We start from the raw sequence: 14,342 nt of genomic DNA on the forward strand, positions 1-14,342 counted from the left end.
AATCCGCGAAGGTGGCCGTACAGTTGGTGCTGGTGTTGTAGCTAAAATCTTCGCTTAATCGCGAATTGATTTTGCACACTCTTCATTAGAAGAACTGCATTGAAAAAGGGAAGCTTCGGCTTCCCTTTTATTTTTCTAACCTCTTTTGTTTCTACAATTCCCCAAGCGTTCCCCTGTTCTTTGCTATTCGACTTGCGTCATTCAGCTACCGTCGATTACCTCCATCAAATATATTCCGATTATTTTTCCAACGACACTTGCATACCAAAATGTGATCTGTATAATGCATCGCACTGGCTAACGCCGGTTTGTGAACCAATGAGCACTGAGGAGTAGGTCTTACCTAGTAATGTATACTCAGCTTATGTTCGCGGTTAATAAAAATAGTAAACCTTGTGTTTACTTCAAAAGTTAACTGACAATGCGTCCTGATTTTGGATGCTACGGTTTCACATAAATCAATCGGCATTCTCTCGTTCTTTCGAGTTTGAGTGGCGATATTGTTTGTGTAATTATTAATAATTGGAGCTCTGTCTCATGCAGAACCAACGTATTCGTATCCGCCTTAAAGCGTTTGATTACAAGTTAATCGATGCTTCAACTGCGGAAATCGTTGAAACAGCAAAACGTACTGGCGCACAGGTTCGTGGTCCTATTCCACTTCCTACTCGTAAAGAGCGTTTCACTGTTCTTACCTCTCCACACGTCAACAAAGATGCACGTGACCAGTACGAAATTCGTACTCACAAGCGTTTGATCGACATCGTTGAGCCAACAGATAAAACTGTTGATGCTCTAATGCGTCTTGATCTTGCAGCTGGCGTTGATGTTCAAATCAGCCTAGGTTAAGGGAGATAAGAATAATGATTGGTCTAGTCGGACGTAAAGTGGGTATGACCCGCGTATTTACCGAAGAAGGCGTTTCTATCCCAGTAACTGTTGTTGAGGTTGAAGCGAACCGTATTTCTCAAGTTAAAACTCTTGAGACAGACGGCTACGCAGCAATCCAAGTAACTACTGGTGCTAAGAAAGCTAACCGTGTAACTAAACCTGAAGCTGGTCACTTCGCGAAAGCGGGTGTTGAAGCAGGTCGCGGTCTTTGGGAATTCCGTTTAGAAAACGGCGAAGAGTTTGAAGTTGGCGCTGAGCTAAACGTAGAACTTTTCAACGAAATTAAAAAAGTAGACGTTACTGGTACATCTAAAGGTAAAGGCTTCCAAGGCGCTATCAAGCGTTGGAACTTCTCTACTCAAGATATGACTCACGGTAACTCTTTGTCTCACCGCGCACCGGGTTCAATTGGCCAATGTCAAACTCCAGGCCGCGTGTTTAAAGGCAAGAAAATGGCAGGTCACATGGGTGCTGAGCGTGTAACGACTCAAAACCTAGAGATCGTACGTGTTGACGCTGAGCGCAATCTACTCCTTATTAAAGGTGCAGTACCAGGCTCAACAGGCGGTAACGTGATCGTAAAACCTGCTGTTAAAGCATAACGTCTAGGAGTAAGTAATGGAATTGATGGTTAAAGGTGCTGATGCACTAACTGTTTCCGAGACTACTTTCGGACGTGACTTTAACGAAGCTCTAGTACATCAAGTAGTTGTTGCGTATGCAGCAGGTGCTCGTCAAGGTACTCGTGCTCAAAAGACTCGTTCTGAAGTATCAGGCGGCGGTGCTAAGCCATGGCGCCAAAAAGGTACTGGCCGTGCACGTGCTGGTACAATTCGTAGCCCAATCTGGCGTACAGGTGGTGTTACTTTTGCTGCGAAACCACAAGATCACAGCCAAAAAGTTAACAAGAAAATGTACCGCGGTGCTATGAAAAGCATTCTTTCTGAGTTGATTCGTCAAGAGCGTCTAATCGTTGTTGATAACTTCTCTGTAGAAGCACCAAAAACAAAAGAACTTTTAGCTAAGCTTAATGAGCTTCAGCTTAACGACGTTCTGATTGTAACTGGCGAAGTAGATGAAAATCTATTCTTAGCTGCTCGTAACCTGTACAAAGTTGACGCACGTGACGTTGCTGGTATTGATCCAGTATCTCTAATTGCATTCGACAAGGTTCTAATGACTGCTGACGCAGTTAAGCAAGTTGAGGAGATGCTAGCATGATCACTGAAGAACGTATCTTAAAAGTTCTACGTGCTCCGCACATCTCTGAAAAAGCAACTATGGCGGCAGAGAAAGCGAACACTATCGTTTTCAAAGTAGCTAAAGATGCAACTAAGAAAGAGATCAAAGCAGCTGTAGAAAAGCTATTTGAAGTTGAAGTTAAGTCAGTAAATACTCTTGTACAAAAGGGTAAGACCAAACGTCAAGGTATGCGTGAAGGCCGTCGTTCAGACGTGAAAAAAGCCTACGTTACTTTGAAAGAAGGTCAAGATCTTGACTTCGTTGGCGGCGCGGAATAACAGGAGTAGTAAAAATGGCTATTGTTAAATGTAAGCCGACTTCCCCTGGTCGTCGTCACGTCGTTAAAGTTGTTAACGCTGACCTGCACAAGGGTAAGCCATACGCACCACTTCTAGAGAAAAACTCTAAGAACGGTGGTCGTAACAACAACGGTCGTATCACAGTACGTCACATCGGTGGTGGTCATAAGCACCATTACCGTTTGATTGACTTCAAACGTACTAAAGACGGTATCCCAGCGAAAGTTGAGCGTTTAGAATACGATCCAAACCGTAGTGCTAACATCGCTCTAGTTCTGTACGCAGACGGTGAGCGTCGTTACATCATTGCACCTAAAGGTGTTAACGCAGGTGACCAGATTCAATCTGGTTCTGATGCGCCAATCAAAGCAGGTAACACTCTGCCGATGCGCAACATCCCAGTAGGTTCTACTGTACACTGTGTTGAACTTAAGCCTGGTAAAGGTGCTCAACTAGCTCGTTCGGCTGGTGCATATGTACAAATCATCGCTCGCGATGGTGCATACGTAACTATCCGTCTACGTTCTGGTGAGATGCGCAAAGTACTTTCTGAAGGTCGTGCAACGATCGGTGAAGTTGGTAACTCTGAGCATATGCTACGTGAACTTGGTAAAGCTGGTGCTTCACGCTGGCGCGGCGTACGTCCAACCGTACGTGGTGTAGTAATGAACCCGGTGGATCACCCACATGGTGGTGGTGAAGGCCGCACATCTGGTGGTCGTCACCCAGTTTCTCCTTGGGGCGTTCCTACTAAGGGCTTCAAGACTCGTAAGAACAAACGCACTGACAAGTACATCGTACGTCGTCGTAATAAATAATCTATAAAGAGGAATCGCCATGCCACGTTCTCTCAAGAAAGGTCCTTTTATTGACCTACACTTGCTGAAGAAGGTAGAGAAAGCGGTGGAAAGCGGAGACAAAAAGCCTATTAAGACTTGGTCCCGTCGCTCAATGATCATCCCAACAATGATTGGTTTGACCATCGCTGTCCATAATGGTCGTCAGCACGTTCCAGTTTTCGTTACCGAAGAAATGATCGGTCACAAATTGGGCGAATTTGCACCAACTCGTACTTATCGCGGTCATGCTGCAGATAAGAAAGCTAAGAAGAAATAAGGAGTAGATGATGGAAGCTTTAGCTAAACATAACTTTGCTCGTATTTCTCCACAGAAAGCTCGCTTAGTTGCAGACCAAATTCGCGGTAAGTCGGTAGACCAGGCTCTAGAAATTCTAACTTTCAGCAACAAAAAAGCTGCTGTACTAGTTAAGAAAGTTCTTGAGTCAGCTATCGCTAACGCGGAACATAACGAAGGTGCAGATATCGACGATCTAAATGTCGCTAAAATCTTCGTAGATGAGGGCCCTATCATGAAGCGCATTATGCCTCGTGCTAAAGGTCGTGCGGATCGTATCTTGAAGCGTTCAAGCCACATCACTATTGTTGTAGCAGATCGCTAAAGACTAGGAGATTAAGCAATGGGTCAGAAAGTACATCCTAATGGTATTCGTCTTGGCATCGTTAAGCCTTGGAATGCTACATGGTTTGCTAATACCAACGAATTCGCTGACAACCTAGACGGCGACTTCAAGGTACGTCAGTTCCTTACTAAGGAACTACAAAAAGCATCATTATCTCGTATCGTTATCGAGCGTCCGGCTAAGAGCATCCGTGTGACTATTCACACTGCTCGCCCTGGCGTTGTTATCGGTAAGAAAGGTGAAGACGTAGAGAAACTACGTGCAGCTGTAGCTAAAATCGCAGGTGTACCAGCGCAGATTAACATCGCTGAAGTACGTAAACCTGAGTTAGATGGTCAGCTTGTAGCTGATAGCATCGCGTCTCAACTAGAGCGTCGTGTTATGTTCCGTCGTGCAATGAAGCGTGCGGTACAAAATGCTATGCGTCTAGGCGCTAAAGGCATCAAAGTACAAGTAGGCGGCCGTCTTGGCGGCGCTGAAATCGCACGTTCAGAGTGGTACCGTGAAGGCCGTGTGCCTCTACACACTCTACGTGCAGACATTGATTACGCAACTTCTTCGGCTCACACTCAATACGGTGTGATCGGCATTAAAGTTTGGATCTTCAAAGGTGAGATTCTAGGCGGTATGCCAGCTGCTAACGCAGTAGAGCCTAAAGGCGATAAGCCTAAGAAGCAGCGTAAAGGCCGTAAGTAAGGAGTCGAACGATGCTACAACCAAAACGTACTAAGTTCCGCAAGGTTATGACTGGTCGTAACCGTGGTCTAGCTAAAGGTACTGAAGTGAGCTTCGGCGAATTCGGTCTTAAAGCTGTTGGCCGTGGTCGTCTGACTGCACGTCAAATCGAAGCGGCACGTCGTGCTATGACACGTCACATTAAGCGTCAAGGTCAAATCTGGATCCGTGTGTTCCCAGACAAACCGATTACTGAAAAGCCTCTTGAAGTTCGTCAAGGTAAAGGTAAAGGTTCAGTTGCGTACTGGGTTGCTCAAATCCAACCAGGCAAAGTTATGTACGAGATGAATGGCGTACCTGAAGAGTTGGCACGTGAAGCGTTCCGCCTAGCGGCACGTAAACTGCCTGTTAAAACTACTTTTGTAACTAAGCAGGTGATGTGATGAAAGCACAAGATCTACGCGAAAAGAACGTTGAAGAGCTTAACGCTGAGCTATTGAATTTGCTACGTGAACAGTTTAACTTGCGCATGCAAGCTGCAACTGGTCAACTACAGCAAACTCATACTCTAAAAGCTGTACGCCGTGACATCGCACGTGTGAAAACTGTTTTGACTGAAAAGGCAGGCGCATAATGAGCGAAACTAACCGCATCCAGCAAGGCCGTGTAGTAAGTGACAAGATGGACAAGTCTATCGTTGTTGCTATTGAGCGTACTGTAAAACACCCAATTTACGGTAAGTTCATCAAACGCACGACTAAAGTACACGCACACGACGAAGACAACACTTGTGGCCTAGGCGACAAAGTTGAAATCGCTGAGTGTCGTCCTCTGTCTAAGACTAAGTCTTGGACATTGGTTAAAGTTCTAGAAAAGGCGAAGATTTAATCTTTGTAATTCTATAACTTAAAGCGGCTCCAAATAATTTTTTGGAGCCGCTTGTTTTTTGTCTACCCAATTTAAAAAAAGGGTGGTACAATTCGCGTCCCTTTTAAAGAGGCAGCCCGACCCGAGAGGGTCTAGTTTTAATATTTAGCGGAGCACTAACAATGATCCAGATGCAAAGTACACTTGACGCAGCAGATAACTCTGGCGCGCGCAAGGTAATGTGTATTAAGGTTCTGGGTGGCTCTCACCGCCGTTATGCACATATCGGTGACGTCATCAAGGTTACAGTGAAGGAAGCGATTCCTCGCGGTAAAGTAAAGAAAGGTGATGTTCTGAAGGCGGTAGTAGTGCGCACCCGTAAAGGCGTTCGTCGCCCAGACGGTTCTGTCATTCGCTTCGACAGTAATGCTTGTGTATTGTTAAATGACACTACTGAGCAACCAGTCGGCACACGTATCTTTGGTCCTGTGACTCGTGAACTTCGTAACGCGAAATTCATGAAGATTGTATCACTAGCACCTGAAGTTCTGTAAGGAGCGGCAACATGGCAGCTAAAATCCGTCGTAATGACGAAGTAATCATTCTTGCTGGTAAAGATAAAGGCAAGAAAGGTAAAGTAACTAAGGTTCTGACAACTGGTAAAGTTGTTGTTGAAGGCATCAATCTTGTTAAAAAACACCAAAAGCCGGTTCCGGCTCTAGGTCAACAAGGTGGCATCGTTGAACAGGAAGCAGCTATTGATGCTTCTAACGTTGCAGTCTTTAACACGGCTACTGGTAAAGCAGACCGTATCGGTTTCCGTATCGAAGATGGCAAGAAAGTTCGTTTCTTCAAATCTAACGGCGAAACTGTTTCTAACTAATTAGAAGTAATTTGGAGTTCTACTATGGCGAAACTGCATGATTACTACAAGTCGTCTGTAGTCGCTGAGCTTACCAAAGAGTTCAGCTACACAAGCGTCATGCAAGTCCCTAGGATTGAGAAAATCACCCTAAACATGGGCGTTGGTGAAGCAATCAACGATAAGAAACTGCTAGAAAACGCAGCAGCTGATATGGCAACGATCTCTGGTCAAAAGCCTCTTATCACTAAAGCGCGTAAATCTGTAGCTGGTTTCAAAATTCGTGAAGGCTACCCAATCGGTTGTAAAGTAACCTTGCGTGGTGAGCGCATGTGGGAATTTTTAGAGCGTTTAATCTCTATCGCACTTCCACGTGTACGTGATTTCCGTGGTGTTAGCGCTAAGTCTTTTGACGGACGCGGTAACTACAGCATGGGCGTTCGCGAGCAAATCATCTTTCCGGAAATCGACTACGATAAAGTCGATCGTGTCCGCGGTCTTGATATTACTATCACGACATCTGCGGGATCCGATGAGGAAGGCCGAGCTCTGCTGGCTGCCTTTAACTTCCCATTCCGTAAGTAAGGGTAGGGTTACTGTTATGGCTAAACAATCAATGAAAGCACGTGAAGCTAAACGTGCAAAACTAGTAGTTAAGTTCGCTGAAAAGCGTTCTGCGCTAAAAGTTATCATTAGCGATGTAAACGCATCTGAAGAAGATCGTTGGAATGCGGTTCTTAAACTGCAATCTCTTCCACGTGATTCAAGTGCATCACGTCAGCGCAACCGTTGCAACCAAACTGGTCGTCCACACGGTTACCTACGTAAATTCGGTCTAAGCCGTATTAAGGTTCGCGAAGCTTGCATGAAAGGCGAGATTCCGGGTCTTCGTAAGGCTAGCTGGTAATTGCCACTTAATCATTTGGAGTAAATCTTATGAGCATGCAAGATCCGATTTCGGATATGCTGACCCGCGTTCGCAACGGTCAGGCAGCAAACAAAGTTGCTGTAAAAATGCCTTCTTCAAAGCTTAAAGTTGCAATTGCTGCATTACTTAAAGCTGAAGGTTACATCGTAGACTTCGCTGTTGACGGCGAAGCAAAACCTGAGCTAGAAGTTACTCTTAAGTACTTCCAAGCTAAACCTGTAATCGAGCAAATCAAGCGTGTATCACGTCCTGGTCTAAGAGTTTATAAAAATAAAGACTCTTTACCTACAGTGATGGGTGGTCTTGGTATTGCAGTTGTTTCTACTTCCAAGGGTCTGATGTCTGACCGTGCTGCTCGTAAAGCAGGTCTTGGCGGTGAAATCATCTGTTACGTAGCTTAAGGAGTAGATTATGTCTCGTGTTGCTAAAGCACCTGTCGCTATTCCAGCTGGCGTAGAGGTGAAACTAAACGGCCAAGAAGTTACTGTAAAAGGTAGCAAAGGTGAGCTTACTCGCGTTCTTAACAGCGCCGTAGTTATTGCACAGGAAGAAACCAACCTTACTTTCGGTCCGAAAGAAGGCGTTACTAACGCATGGGCACAGGCTGGTACAGCTCGCGCTCTAGTTAATAACATGGTTGTGGGTGTTACTGAGGGCTTCACTAAGAAGCTAACTCTTAAGGGTGTTGGTTACCGTGCTGCTATGAAAGGCAATACTGTAGCTCTAACTCTTGGTTTTTCTCACCCAGTAGAGCACGCTCTACCTGAAGGTATTAAAGCTGAGTGCCCTAGCCAAACTGAGATCATCATTACTGGTTGCGATAAGCAAGTAGTAGGTCAAGTTGCGGCTGACATTCGTTCTTACCGTGCTCCTGAGCCTTACAAAGGCAAAGGTGTTCGTTACGCAGATGAAAATGTGCGTACTAAAGAAGCTAAGAAGAAGTAAGGTATCACTATGGATAAGAAAGCATCTCGCATCCGTCGTGCTACACGTGCACGTCGTAAGATTGCAGAACTTGGCGCAACTCGCTTGGTAGTACACCGTACTCCTCGCCACGTTTACGCTCAAGTTATCTCGGCAAACGGCTCTGAGGTTATCGCAGCTGCTTCTACTGTAGAAAAAGCGATCCGTGAGCAAGTTAAGAACACTGGTAACGTTGATGCAGCTAAAGCAGTTGGTAAAGCTGTTGCTGAGCGCGCTCTTGAAAAAGGCGTAGCTACAGTTGCATTTGATCGTTCTGGTTTCCAATACCACGGTCGAGTAGCGGCGCTAGCAGATTCTGCTCGCGAAGCTGGTCTGAAATTCTAAGGTAGGGTTGGAAGATGGCTAAAGAACAACAACAAGCTAATGATTTGCAAGAAAAGCTGATCGCTGTTAACCGTGTATCTAAGACGGTTAAAGGTGGTCGAATCATGAGCTTCACTGCACTAACAGTAGTTGGTGACGGTAATGGTCGCGTAGGTTTCGGTTACGGCAAAGCTCGTGAAGTACCTGCTGCGATTCAAAAAGCAATGGAAAAAGCGCGTCGTAACATGGTTACTGTTGCGCTTAACGAAGGCACTCTTCACCACCCGGTGAAAGGTCGTCATTCGGGCTCTAAAGTTTACATGCAGCCAGCTGCTGAAGGTACAGGTGTTATTGCCGGTGGTGCAATGCGTGCCGTACTTGAAGTTGCAGGCGTACATAACGTACTTTCTAAAGCATACGGTTCAACGAACCCAATCAACGTTGTTCGCGCAACGATTGGTGCTCTAGTAGACGTTAAGTCACCAGAAATGGTTGCTGCTAAACGTGGTCTAACTGTTGAATCTATTTCGGAGTAAGAACACGATGGCAACTATTAAAGTAACTCAAACTAAAAGCTCAATTGGTCGCCTACCTAAGCACAAAGCGTGTCTTAAAGGTCTAGGTCTTCGTCGCATCAACCATACAGTAGAACTTGAAGATACACCGTGCGTACGCGGTATGATCAACAAGGTTTACTACATGGTTAAGATTGAGGAGTAATCAGAATGCGTTTGAATACTCTATCACCGGCTGCTGGCTCTAAACCTTCTAAGAAGCGTGTAGGTCGTGGTATCGGTTCTGGCCTTGGTAAAACAGGTGGCCGCGGTCACAAAGGTCAAAAGTCACGTTCTGGCGGCTCTGTTCGTCCAGGTTTTGAAGGCGGTCAAATGCCTCTAAAACAACGTCTACCTAAATTCGGTTTCACTTCTCGTAAGAGCCTAGTGTCTGCTGAAGTTCGTCTAGCTGAGCTAGCGAAAGTAACAGGTGACGTAGTTGATCTTAACAGCCTTAAAGCTGCTAACGTTATCACTAAGAACATCGAGTTTGTTAAGATCGTTCTTTCTGGTGACCTAAGCAAAGCTGTGACTGTTAAAGGTCTACGCGTGACTAAAGGCGCTAAAGCTGCAATCGAAGCTGCAGGCGGTAAAATCGAGGAATAATCTCGAGGAACGAGGTACAGATGGCTAAGAAACCAGGAAAAGATTTTCGTAGTGCTCAGAGCGGCTTAAGTGAATTAAAGTCGCGCTTGTTATTCGTAATTGGTGCACTTTTAGTATTCCGAGCCGGCTCTTTTGTGCCGATCCCTGGTATTGACGCAGCTGTACTTGCCGATTTGTTCGATCAGCAAAAAGGTACCATCGTAGAAATGTTTAACATGTTCTCCGGTGGTGCTCTTGAGCGTGCATCTATATTAGCATTGGGTATCATGCCGTACATTTCGGCATCGATCGTAGTCCAATTGCTAACTGTAGTTCATCCAGCGTTAGCGGAACTCAAGAAAGAGGGTGAAGCAGGCCGTCGTAAGATAAGCCAATATACACGCTACGGCACGCTTGTACTTGCAACATTCCAAGCTATTGGTATCGCAACAGGCTTACCAAACATGGTCGACAATCTGGTTGTTATCAACCAAACCATGTTTACGCTTATTGCTACCGTGAGTTTAGTAACTGGTACCATGTTTTTGATGTGGTTAGGTGAACAAATCACTGAGCGAGGAATCGGTAATGGTATTTCCATTCTGATTTTTGCAGGTATTGTTGCTGGATTGCCTTCTGCAATCGGTCAAACAATCGAGCAAGCGCGTCAAGGTGAATTGCATGTGCTTCTTCTGTTGTTTATCGCGGTATTGTCTTTTGCTGTAATTTACTTCGTAGTTTTCATGGAGCGTGGTCAACGTCGTATCGTCGTTAACTATGCGAAGCGTCAACAAGGTCGTAAAGTGTTTGCAGCACAAAGTTCTCACTTGCCACTTAAGATTAATATGGCAGGTGTTATACCAGCGATTTTTGCATCAAGTATTATTTTGTTCCCAGGAACATTAGCGCAATGGTTCGGTCAAAATGGTGAAAGCAGCGCGTTCGGTTGGTTAACTGACGTGTCATTAGCTCTTAGCCCAGGTCAACCTTTGTATGTAATGCTTTATGCAGCAGCTATAATCTTCTTCTGTTTCTTCTATACAGCGTTGGTGTTTAACCCACGTGAAACAGCTGATAACTTGAAGAAGTCTGGTGCATTCGTACCCGGTATCCGCCCAGGTGAGCAGACAGCGAAATATATCGATAAAGTGATGACTAGACTAACCCTTGCGGGCGCTCTATACATTACTTTTATATGTCTGATTCCTGAGTTCATGATGGTCGCGTGGAACGTTCGTTTCTACTTTGGCGGCACATCCCTACTAATCGTAGTGGTTGTTATCATGGATTTCATGGCACAGGTACAGACTCATCTGATGTCACAACAGTATGATTCTGTGTTAAAGAAAGCGAATCTTAAAGGTTACGGCCGTTAATCCGGTTGTAGCATTTAGATTCCATTACGGAGTTTAGCAATGAAAGTTCGTGCTTCCGTTAAAAAAATCTGCCGTAACTGTAAAGTTATCAAGCGTAACGGTGTCGTTCGCGTGATTTGCAGTGAGCCAAAGCATAAGCAACGCCAAGGCTAATTAGCAGAAATTTTTACTTGAAATACAAGGTAGAGTCGAGTATATTCCTCGGCCTACCTTTTGCGTGCAAAAGAAGTAGTATGCCGCAGCGTATCCATCACGGGCTTTGCTGCGGATAATTCTTTTATGAACCCCTTAGGAGTGAATAATGGCCCGTATAGCCGGCATTAACATTCCTGATCATAAGCATTCTGTAATTGCACTTACTGCAATTTACGGTATCGGTAAAACTCGCTCTCAAGCTATTCTAGCTGAAGTGGGTATTGCTGAAGATGCTAAGATCAGTGAACTAACTGAAGAGCAGATCGATCAACTGCGTGATGGTGTAGCTAAGTACACTGTAGAAGGTGATCTACGTCGTGAAGTATCGATGAACATCAAGCGTCTTATGGACCTTGGCTGTTACCGCGGTCTTCGTCATCGTCGCAGTCTACCACTACGTGGACAGCGTACTAAAACCAACGCTCGCACCCGTAAGGGTCCGCGCAAGCCGATCAAGAAATAGTCGGATAAGGTAGAGTACAATGGCAAAACAACCAACTCGCGCGCGTAAGCGCGTACGCAAGCAAGTAGCTGATGGCGTAGCGCACATCCATGCTTCTTTCAACAACACAATCGTAACTATCACTGACCGTCAAGGCAACGCTCTTGCATGGGCTACAGCTGGTGGTTCAGGTTTCCGTGGTTCTCGTAAATCTACTCCGTTCGCAGCACAAGTTGCAGCTGAGCGTTGTGGTGAAATGGCTAAAGAATATGGCCTAAAGAACTTGGAAGTTATGGTTAAGGGTCCAGGTCCAGGTCGCGAATCTACTGTTCGTGCACTGAACGCTGCTGGTTTCCGTATCACTAACATTGTTGATGCGACACCAATCCCTCATAACGGTTGTCGTCCACCTAAGAAACGTCGCGTTTAAGTTTCGTTTCTAGGAATATTGGAGAAAGATCATGGCAAGATATTTGGGTCCTAAGCTGAAGCTTAGCCGTCGCGAAGGTACTGACTTATTCCTTAAGTCTGGTGTCCGTGCGATCGATACCAAGTGTAAAATTGATAACGCACCAGGTGTACACGGCGCTCGTCGCGGTCGTCTATCTGAGTATGGCGTTCAGCTTCGTGAGAAGCAAAAAGTTCGTCGTATCTACGGCGTTCTAGAAAAACAATTCCGCAACTACTACAAAGAAGCTGCACGTCTTAAAGGCAACACAGGTGCAAACTTGCTTCAGCTTCTTGAAGGTCGTCTTGATAACGTAGTTTACCGTATGGGCTTTGGCGCTACTCGTGCTGAATCTCGTCAACTAGTTAGCCACAAGTCTATTCTAGTTAACGGTAAAGTTGTAAACGTTCCTTCTTTCAAAGTAGCGGCTAACGACGTTGTTTCTATCCGCGAGAAAGCTAAACAGCAATCTCGTATTAAAGCGGCTCTAGAAGTTGCTGAACAACGTGAAAAGCCAACTTGGATTGAAGTAGATGCTAGCAAGATGGAAGGTACATTCAAGCGTATGCCTGAGCGTTCTGACCTATCAGCTGACATCAATGAACACTTGATCGTCGAACTTTACTCTAAGTAAGGTTAAAAAAAGAGAGGACACAATGCAGGGTTCTGTAACAGAATTTCTTAAGCCGCGTCTTGTTGACATTGAACAGATCAATACGACACACGCGAAAGTAACTCTTGAGCCATTAGAGCGCGGTTTCGGCCACACTCTAGGTAATGCTCTTCGCCGCATTCTTCTATCTTCTATGCCGGGTTGTGCCGTAACAGAAGTTGAAATCGAAGGTGTGCTACACGAATACAGCACTAAAGAAGGCGTTCAGGAAGATATCCTAGAAATCCTTCTAAACCTTAAAGGTTTGGCTGTACGCGTTGCTGAAGGCAAAGATGAAGTGTTTATTACACTGAACAAATCAGGCTCAGGCCCTGTTGTTGCAGGTGACATCACCCACGATGGTGATGTAGAGATCGCTAACCCTGAGCACGTTATTTGTCACCTAACGGATGACAACGCTGAGATCGCTATGCGTATCAAAGTTGAACGTGGTCGTGGTTACGTTCCAGCTTCAGCTCGTATCCATACTGAAGAAGATGAGCGTCCAATCGGTCGTCTACTTGTTGACGCTACTTACAGCCCGGTCGATAAAATCGCCTACGCTGTAGAAGCGGCACGTGTAGAACAACGTACTGACTTAGACAAGCTTGTTATCGATATGGAAACGAACGGTACTCTTGAACCTGAGGAAGCAATCCGTCGTGCAGCTACTATTTTAGCTGAACAACTGGATGCGTTCGTAGATCTTCGTGATGTACGTGTACCTGAGGAGAAGGAAGAGAAGCCAGAATTCGATCCTATCCTACTGCGTCCTGTAGACGATCTTGAACTAACAGTTCGCTCTGCTAACTGTTTGAAAGCAGAAGCGATTCACTACATCGGTGATCTTGTACAGCGCACTGAGGTTGAGCTACTTAAAACGCCAAACCTTGGTAAGAAATCTCTTACAGAGATTAAAGATGTGCTTGCTTCACGTGGTCTTTCTCTAGGCATGCGCCTAGAAAACTGGCCACCAGCGTCAATCGCTGAAGATTAATCGAAAAGTTAGAAGGATTAGGTCATGCGCCATCGTAAAAGTGGTCGTCAACTCAACCGCAACAGCAGTCATCGCAAAGCGATGTTCAGCAACATGGCTAGCTCTCTTGTTCGTCACGAAGTTATTAAAACTACCGTGCCTAAAGCAAAAGAACTACGTCGCGTAATTGAGCCGTTGATTACCCTAGCTAAGACAGACAGTGTTGCTAACCGTCGTCTTGCATTTGCTCGCACTCGTGATAACGAAGTTGTGGCAAAACTATTTAATGAACTAGGCCCGCGTTTCGCGGCTCGCCAAGGTGGTTACACTCGCATTCTTAAATGTGGTTTCCGTACTGGTGATAAAGCTCCAATGGCTTACATTGAGCTTGTAGACCGCCCAGCTGCTGAAGAAGCTGCTGAGTAATCTATACTAGATTCTTAATACAAAAGCCGAGCATTAGCTCGGCTTTTTTGTATCTGGATTTTGTGTCCTTAGAGTAAGAAACTTGCACCACGATGTTTGGCATTTATTCTTGCCTTCTCTGCTCCATTATTCAAAAATATCTCGTATCTCGTATCTC

28 protein-coding genes are annotated in these 14,342 nt (G+C 45.3%); all 28 read left to right on the forward strand.

Going from position 1 to position 14,342, the window contains the following annotated elements:
* Nucleotides 1–537: 537 nt before the first annotated feature.
* The 28 genes from rpsJ (at nt 538) to rplQ (ending at nt 14,185) form a co-directional block, all read left to right on the forward strand.
* Nucleotides 538–849 carry a 30S ribosomal protein S10 gene (gene rpsJ / locus BCT49_RS21540; protein WP_004736761.1) on the forward strand — a complete coding sequence of 104 codons (312 nt, stop codon included), beginning with the start codon at nt 538–540 and terminating at the stop codon, nt 847–849.
* Between the two features lie 14 nt (nt 850–863).
* Entirely contained in the window at nt 864–1,493 is a 630-nt protein-coding gene (rplC, locus tag BCT49_RS21545) for a 50S ribosomal protein L3 (protein ID WP_004736763.1), read from the forward strand.
* 16 nt (nt 1,494–1,509) lie between these two features.
* The gene (gene rplD, locus BCT49_RS21550; RefSeq protein ID WP_017104673.1) at nt 1,510–2,112 is read left to right on the forward strand and encodes a 50S ribosomal protein L4; all 603 of its coding nucleotides are present in this window, start codon (nt 1,510–1,512) and stop codon (nt 2,110–2,112) included.
* Entirely contained in the window at nt 2,109–2,411 is a 303-nt protein-coding gene (rplW, locus tag BCT49_RS21555; protein ID WP_004738802.1) for a 50S ribosomal protein L23, read from the forward strand. Before rplD ends, rplW begins: the two co-directional genes overlap by 4 nt.
* Before the next feature lie 14 nt (nt 2,412–2,425).
* Nucleotides 2,426–3,250, forward strand: coding sequence for a 50S ribosomal protein L2 (gene rplB, locus BCT49_RS21560; RefSeq protein WP_017104674.1), 825 nt, complete (start codon nt 2,426–2,428; stop codon nt 3,248–3,250).
* Between the two features lie 19 nt (nt 3,251–3,269).
* A complete protein-coding gene (rpsS, locus tag BCT49_RS21565) occupies nt 3,270–3,548 on the forward strand; it encodes a 30S ribosomal protein S19 (RefSeq protein ID WP_004736729.1) in 279 nt (92 codons plus the stop codon).
* A gap of 10 nt (nt 3,549–3,558) precedes the next feature.
* Complete coding sequence (rplV, locus tag BCT49_RS21570; RefSeq protein WP_004736732.1) at nt 3,559–3,891, forward strand: 50S ribosomal protein L22; 333 nt, start codon at nt 3,559–3,561, stop codon at nt 3,889–3,891.
* 18 nt (nt 3,892–3,909) lie between these two features.
* Nucleotides 3,910–4,608 (forward strand): 30S ribosomal protein S3, encoded by a 699-nt coding sequence (rpsC, locus tag BCT49_RS21575; RefSeq protein WP_004736734.1) that lies wholly within the window; start codon nt 3,910–3,912, stop codon nt 4,606–4,608.
* A gap of 11 nt (nt 4,609–4,619) precedes the next feature.
* Nucleotides 4,620–5,030 carry a 50S ribosomal protein L16 gene (gene rplP / locus BCT49_RS21580; protein ID WP_004736736.1) on the forward strand — a complete coding sequence of 137 codons (411 nt, stop codon included), beginning with the start codon at nt 4,620–4,622 and terminating at the stop codon, nt 5,028–5,030.
* Entirely contained in the window at nt 5,030–5,221 is a 192-nt protein-coding gene (gene rpmC / locus BCT49_RS21585; protein ID WP_004736737.1) for a 50S ribosomal protein L29, read from the forward strand. The genes rplP and rpmC overlap by 1 nt, the downstream gene beginning before the upstream one ends.
* Nucleotides 5,221–5,475, forward strand: coding sequence for a 30S ribosomal protein S17 (gene rpsQ, locus BCT49_RS21590; RefSeq protein WP_004736739.1), 255 nt, complete (start codon nt 5,221–5,223; stop codon nt 5,473–5,475). Before rpmC ends, rpsQ begins: the two co-directional genes overlap by 1 nt.
* Nucleotides 5,476–5,636: 161 nt before the next feature.
* On the forward strand, nt 5,637–6,008 hold the full coding sequence (rplN, locus tag BCT49_RS21595) for a 50S ribosomal protein L14 (protein WP_004736740.1): 372 nt from the start codon (nt 5,637–5,639) through the stop codon (nt 6,006–6,008).
* 11 nt (nt 6,009–6,019) lie between these two features.
* Nucleotides 6,020–6,337: a 50S ribosomal protein L24 gene (rplX, locus tag BCT49_RS21600; protein ID WP_017108547.1), complete on the forward strand. Its 318-nt coding sequence runs from the start codon at nt 6,020–6,022 to the stop codon at nt 6,335–6,337.
* A gap of 24 nt (nt 6,338–6,361) precedes the next feature.
* Complete coding sequence (rplE, locus tag BCT49_RS21605; RefSeq protein WP_004738790.1) at nt 6,362–6,901, forward strand: 50S ribosomal protein L5; 540 nt, start codon at nt 6,362–6,364, stop codon at nt 6,899–6,901.
* 16 nt (nt 6,902–6,917) lie between these two features.
* Complete coding sequence (gene rpsN / locus BCT49_RS21610) at nt 6,918–7,223, forward strand: 30S ribosomal protein S14 (protein ID WP_004736747.1); 306 nt, start codon at nt 6,918–6,920, stop codon at nt 7,221–7,223.
* A gap of 29 nt (nt 7,224–7,252) precedes the next feature.
* Entirely contained in the window at nt 7,253–7,645 is a 393-nt protein-coding gene (gene rpsH, locus BCT49_RS21615; protein ID WP_017104676.1) for a 30S ribosomal protein S8, read from the forward strand.
* 10 nt (nt 7,646–7,655) lie between these two features.
* The gene (gene rplF / locus BCT49_RS21620) at nt 7,656–8,189 is read left to right on the forward strand and encodes a 50S ribosomal protein L6 (RefSeq protein ID WP_017104677.1); all 534 of its coding nucleotides are present in this window, start codon (nt 7,656–7,658) and stop codon (nt 8,187–8,189) included.
* 9 nt (nt 8,190–8,198) lie between these two features.
* Nucleotides 8,199–8,552 (forward strand): 50S ribosomal protein L18, encoded by a 354-nt coding sequence (rplR, locus tag BCT49_RS21625; protein WP_017104678.1) that lies wholly within the window; start codon nt 8,199–8,201, stop codon nt 8,550–8,552.
* Nucleotides 8,553–8,566: 14 nt separating this feature from the next.
* The gene (gene rpsE / locus BCT49_RS21630) at nt 8,567–9,067 is read left to right on the forward strand and encodes a 30S ribosomal protein S5 (RefSeq protein ID WP_004736754.1); all 501 of its coding nucleotides are present in this window, start codon (nt 8,567–8,569) and stop codon (nt 9,065–9,067) included.
* Nucleotides 9,068–9,074: 7 nt separating this feature from the next.
* Entirely contained in the window at nt 9,075–9,251 is a 177-nt protein-coding gene (gene rpmD, locus BCT49_RS21635; protein ID WP_004736756.1) for a 50S ribosomal protein L30, read from the forward strand.
* Nucleotides 9,252–9,256: 5 nt separating this feature from the next.
* The gene (rplO, locus tag BCT49_RS21640; protein ID WP_004736758.1) at nt 9,257–9,691 is read left to right on the forward strand and encodes a 50S ribosomal protein L15; all 435 of its coding nucleotides are present in this window, start codon (nt 9,257–9,259) and stop codon (nt 9,689–9,691) included.
* 20 nt (nt 9,692–9,711) lie between these two features.
* The gene (gene secY / locus BCT49_RS21645; protein ID WP_004736759.1) at nt 9,712–11,046 is read left to right on the forward strand and encodes a preprotein translocase subunit SecY; all 1,335 of its coding nucleotides are present in this window, start codon (nt 9,712–9,714) and stop codon (nt 11,044–11,046) included.
* 39 nt (nt 11,047–11,085) lie between these two features.
* Nucleotides 11,086–11,199 (forward strand): 50S ribosomal protein L36, encoded by a 114-nt coding sequence (gene rpmJ, locus BCT49_RS21650; protein WP_000868186.1) that lies wholly within the window; start codon nt 11,086–11,088, stop codon nt 11,197–11,199.
* A gap of 148 nt (nt 11,200–11,347) precedes the next feature.
* Complete coding sequence (rpsM, locus tag BCT49_RS21655; protein WP_004738779.1) at nt 11,348–11,704, forward strand: 30S ribosomal protein S13; 357 nt, start codon at nt 11,348–11,350, stop codon at nt 11,702–11,704.
* A 19-nt stretch (nt 11,705–11,723) separates the two neighbouring features.
* Entirely contained in the window at nt 11,724–12,113 is a 390-nt protein-coding gene (rpsK, locus tag BCT49_RS21660) for a 30S ribosomal protein S11 (protein ID WP_004738778.1), read from the forward strand.
* A 31-nt stretch (nt 12,114–12,144) separates the two neighbouring features.
* On the forward strand, nt 12,145–12,765 hold the full coding sequence (gene rpsD, locus BCT49_RS21665; protein WP_017076303.1) for a 30S ribosomal protein S4: 621 nt from the start codon (nt 12,145–12,147) through the stop codon (nt 12,763–12,765).
* Between the two features lie 22 nt (nt 12,766–12,787).
* Nucleotides 12,788–13,780, forward strand: coding sequence for a DNA-directed RNA polymerase subunit alpha (locus BCT49_RS21670; protein WP_004729813.1), 993 nt, complete (start codon nt 12,788–12,790; stop codon nt 13,778–13,780).
* 24 nt (nt 13,781–13,804) lie between these two features.
* Entirely contained in the window at nt 13,805–14,185 is a 381-nt protein-coding gene (gene rplQ / locus BCT49_RS21675; RefSeq protein WP_004729812.1) for a 50S ribosomal protein L17, read from the forward strand.
* Nucleotides 14,186–14,342 lie beyond the last annotated feature (157 nt).

This window comes from Vibrio lentus (genome assembly GCF_002875945.1).
Classification (GTDB): domain Bacteria; phylum Pseudomonadota; class Gammaproteobacteria; order Enterobacterales; family Vibrionaceae; genus Vibrio; species Vibrio apostichopi.

Bases quoted from the DNA above. Each gene is read 5' to 3' on its own strand.
- secY (WP_004736759.1), top strand. From the start codon at position 9,712: ATGGCTAAGAAACCAGGAAAAGATTTTCGTAGTGCTCAGAGCGGCTTA.
- rplN (WP_004736740.1), top strand. From the start codon at position 5,637: ATGATCCAGATGCAAAGTACACTTGACGCAGCAGATAACTCTGGCGCG.
- rpsE (WP_004736754.1), top strand. From the start codon at position 8,567: ATGGCTAAAGAACAACAACAAGCTAATGATTTGCAAGAAAAGCTGATC.
- rpsJ (WP_004736761.1), top strand. From the start codon at position 538: ATGCAGAACCAACGTATTCGTATCCGCCTTAAAGCGTTTGATTACAAG.
- rplP (WP_004736736.1), top strand. From the start codon at position 4,620: ATGCTACAACCAAAACGTACTAAGTTCCGCAAGGTTATGACTGGTCGT.
- rplW (WP_004738802.1), top strand. From the start codon at position 2,109: ATGATCACTGAAGAACGTATCTTAAAAGTTCTACGTGCTCCGCACATC.
- rplV (WP_004736732.1), top strand. From the start codon at position 3,559: ATGGAAGCTTTAGCTAAACATAACTTTGCTCGTATTTCTCCACAGAAA.
- rplO (WP_004736758.1), top strand. From the start codon at position 9,257: ATGCGTTTGAATACTCTATCACCGGCTGCTGGCTCTAAACCTTCTAAG.
- BCT49_RS21670 (WP_004729813.1), top strand. From the start codon at position 12,788: ATGCAGGGTTCTGTAACAGAATTTCTTAAGCCGCGTCTTGTTGACATT.
- rplB (WP_017104674.1), top strand. From the start codon at position 2,426: ATGGCTATTGTTAAATGTAAGCCGACTTCCCCTGGTCGTCGTCACGTC.
- rpsS (WP_004736729.1), top strand. From the start codon at position 3,270: ATGCCACGTTCTCTCAAGAAAGGTCCTTTTATTGACCTACACTTGCTG.
- rplE (WP_004738790.1), top strand. From the start codon at position 6,362: ATGGCGAAACTGCATGATTACTACAAGTCGTCTGTAGTCGCTGAGCTT.
- rpsQ (WP_004736739.1), top strand. From the start codon at position 5,221: ATGAGCGAAACTAACCGCATCCAGCAAGGCCGTGTAGTAAGTGACAAG.
- rpsC (WP_004736734.1), top strand. From the start codon at position 3,910: ATGGGTCAGAAAGTACATCCTAATGGTATTCGTCTTGGCATCGTTAAG.
- rpsD (WP_017076303.1), top strand. From the start codon at position 12,145: ATGGCAAGATATTTGGGTCCTAAGCTGAAGCTTAGCCGTCGCGAAGGT.
- rpmC (WP_004736737.1), top strand. From the start codon at position 5,030: ATGAAAGCACAAGATCTACGCGAAAAGAACGTTGAAGAGCTTAACGCT.
- rpsM (WP_004738779.1), top strand. From the start codon at position 11,348: ATGGCCCGTATAGCCGGCATTAACATTCCTGATCATAAGCATTCTGTA.
- rplC (WP_004736763.1), top strand. From the start codon at position 864: ATGATTGGTCTAGTCGGACGTAAAGTGGGTATGACCCGCGTATTTACC.
- rplR (WP_017104678.1), top strand. From the start codon at position 8,199: ATGGATAAGAAAGCATCTCGCATCCGTCGTGCTACACGTGCACGTCGT.
- rplF (WP_017104677.1), top strand. From the start codon at position 7,656: ATGTCTCGTGTTGCTAAAGCACCTGTCGCTATTCCAGCTGGCGTAGAG.
- rplQ (WP_004729812.1), top strand. From the start codon at position 13,805: ATGCGCCATCGTAAAAGTGGTCGTCAACTCAACCGCAACAGCAGTCAT.
- rpsN (WP_004736747.1), top strand. From the start codon at position 6,918: ATGGCTAAACAATCAATGAAAGCACGTGAAGCTAAACGTGCAAAACTA.
- rpsH (WP_017104676.1), top strand. From the start codon at position 7,253: ATGAGCATGCAAGATCCGATTTCGGATATGCTGACCCGCGTTCGCAAC.
- rpmJ (WP_000868186.1), top strand. From the start codon at position 11,086: ATGAAAGTTCGTGCTTCCGTTAAAAAAATCTGCCGTAACTGTAAAGTT.
- rpsK (WP_004738778.1), top strand. From the start codon at position 11,724: ATGGCAAAACAACCAACTCGCGCGCGTAAGCGCGTACGCAAGCAAGTA.
- rplX (WP_017108547.1), top strand. From the start codon at position 6,020: ATGGCAGCTAAAATCCGTCGTAATGACGAAGTAATCATTCTTGCTGGT.
- rpmD (WP_004736756.1), top strand. From the start codon at position 9,075: ATGGCAACTATTAAAGTAACTCAAACTAAAAGCTCAATTGGTCGCCTA.
- rplD (WP_017104673.1), top strand. From the start codon at position 1,510: ATGGAATTGATGGTTAAAGGTGCTGATGCACTAACTGTTTCCGAGACT.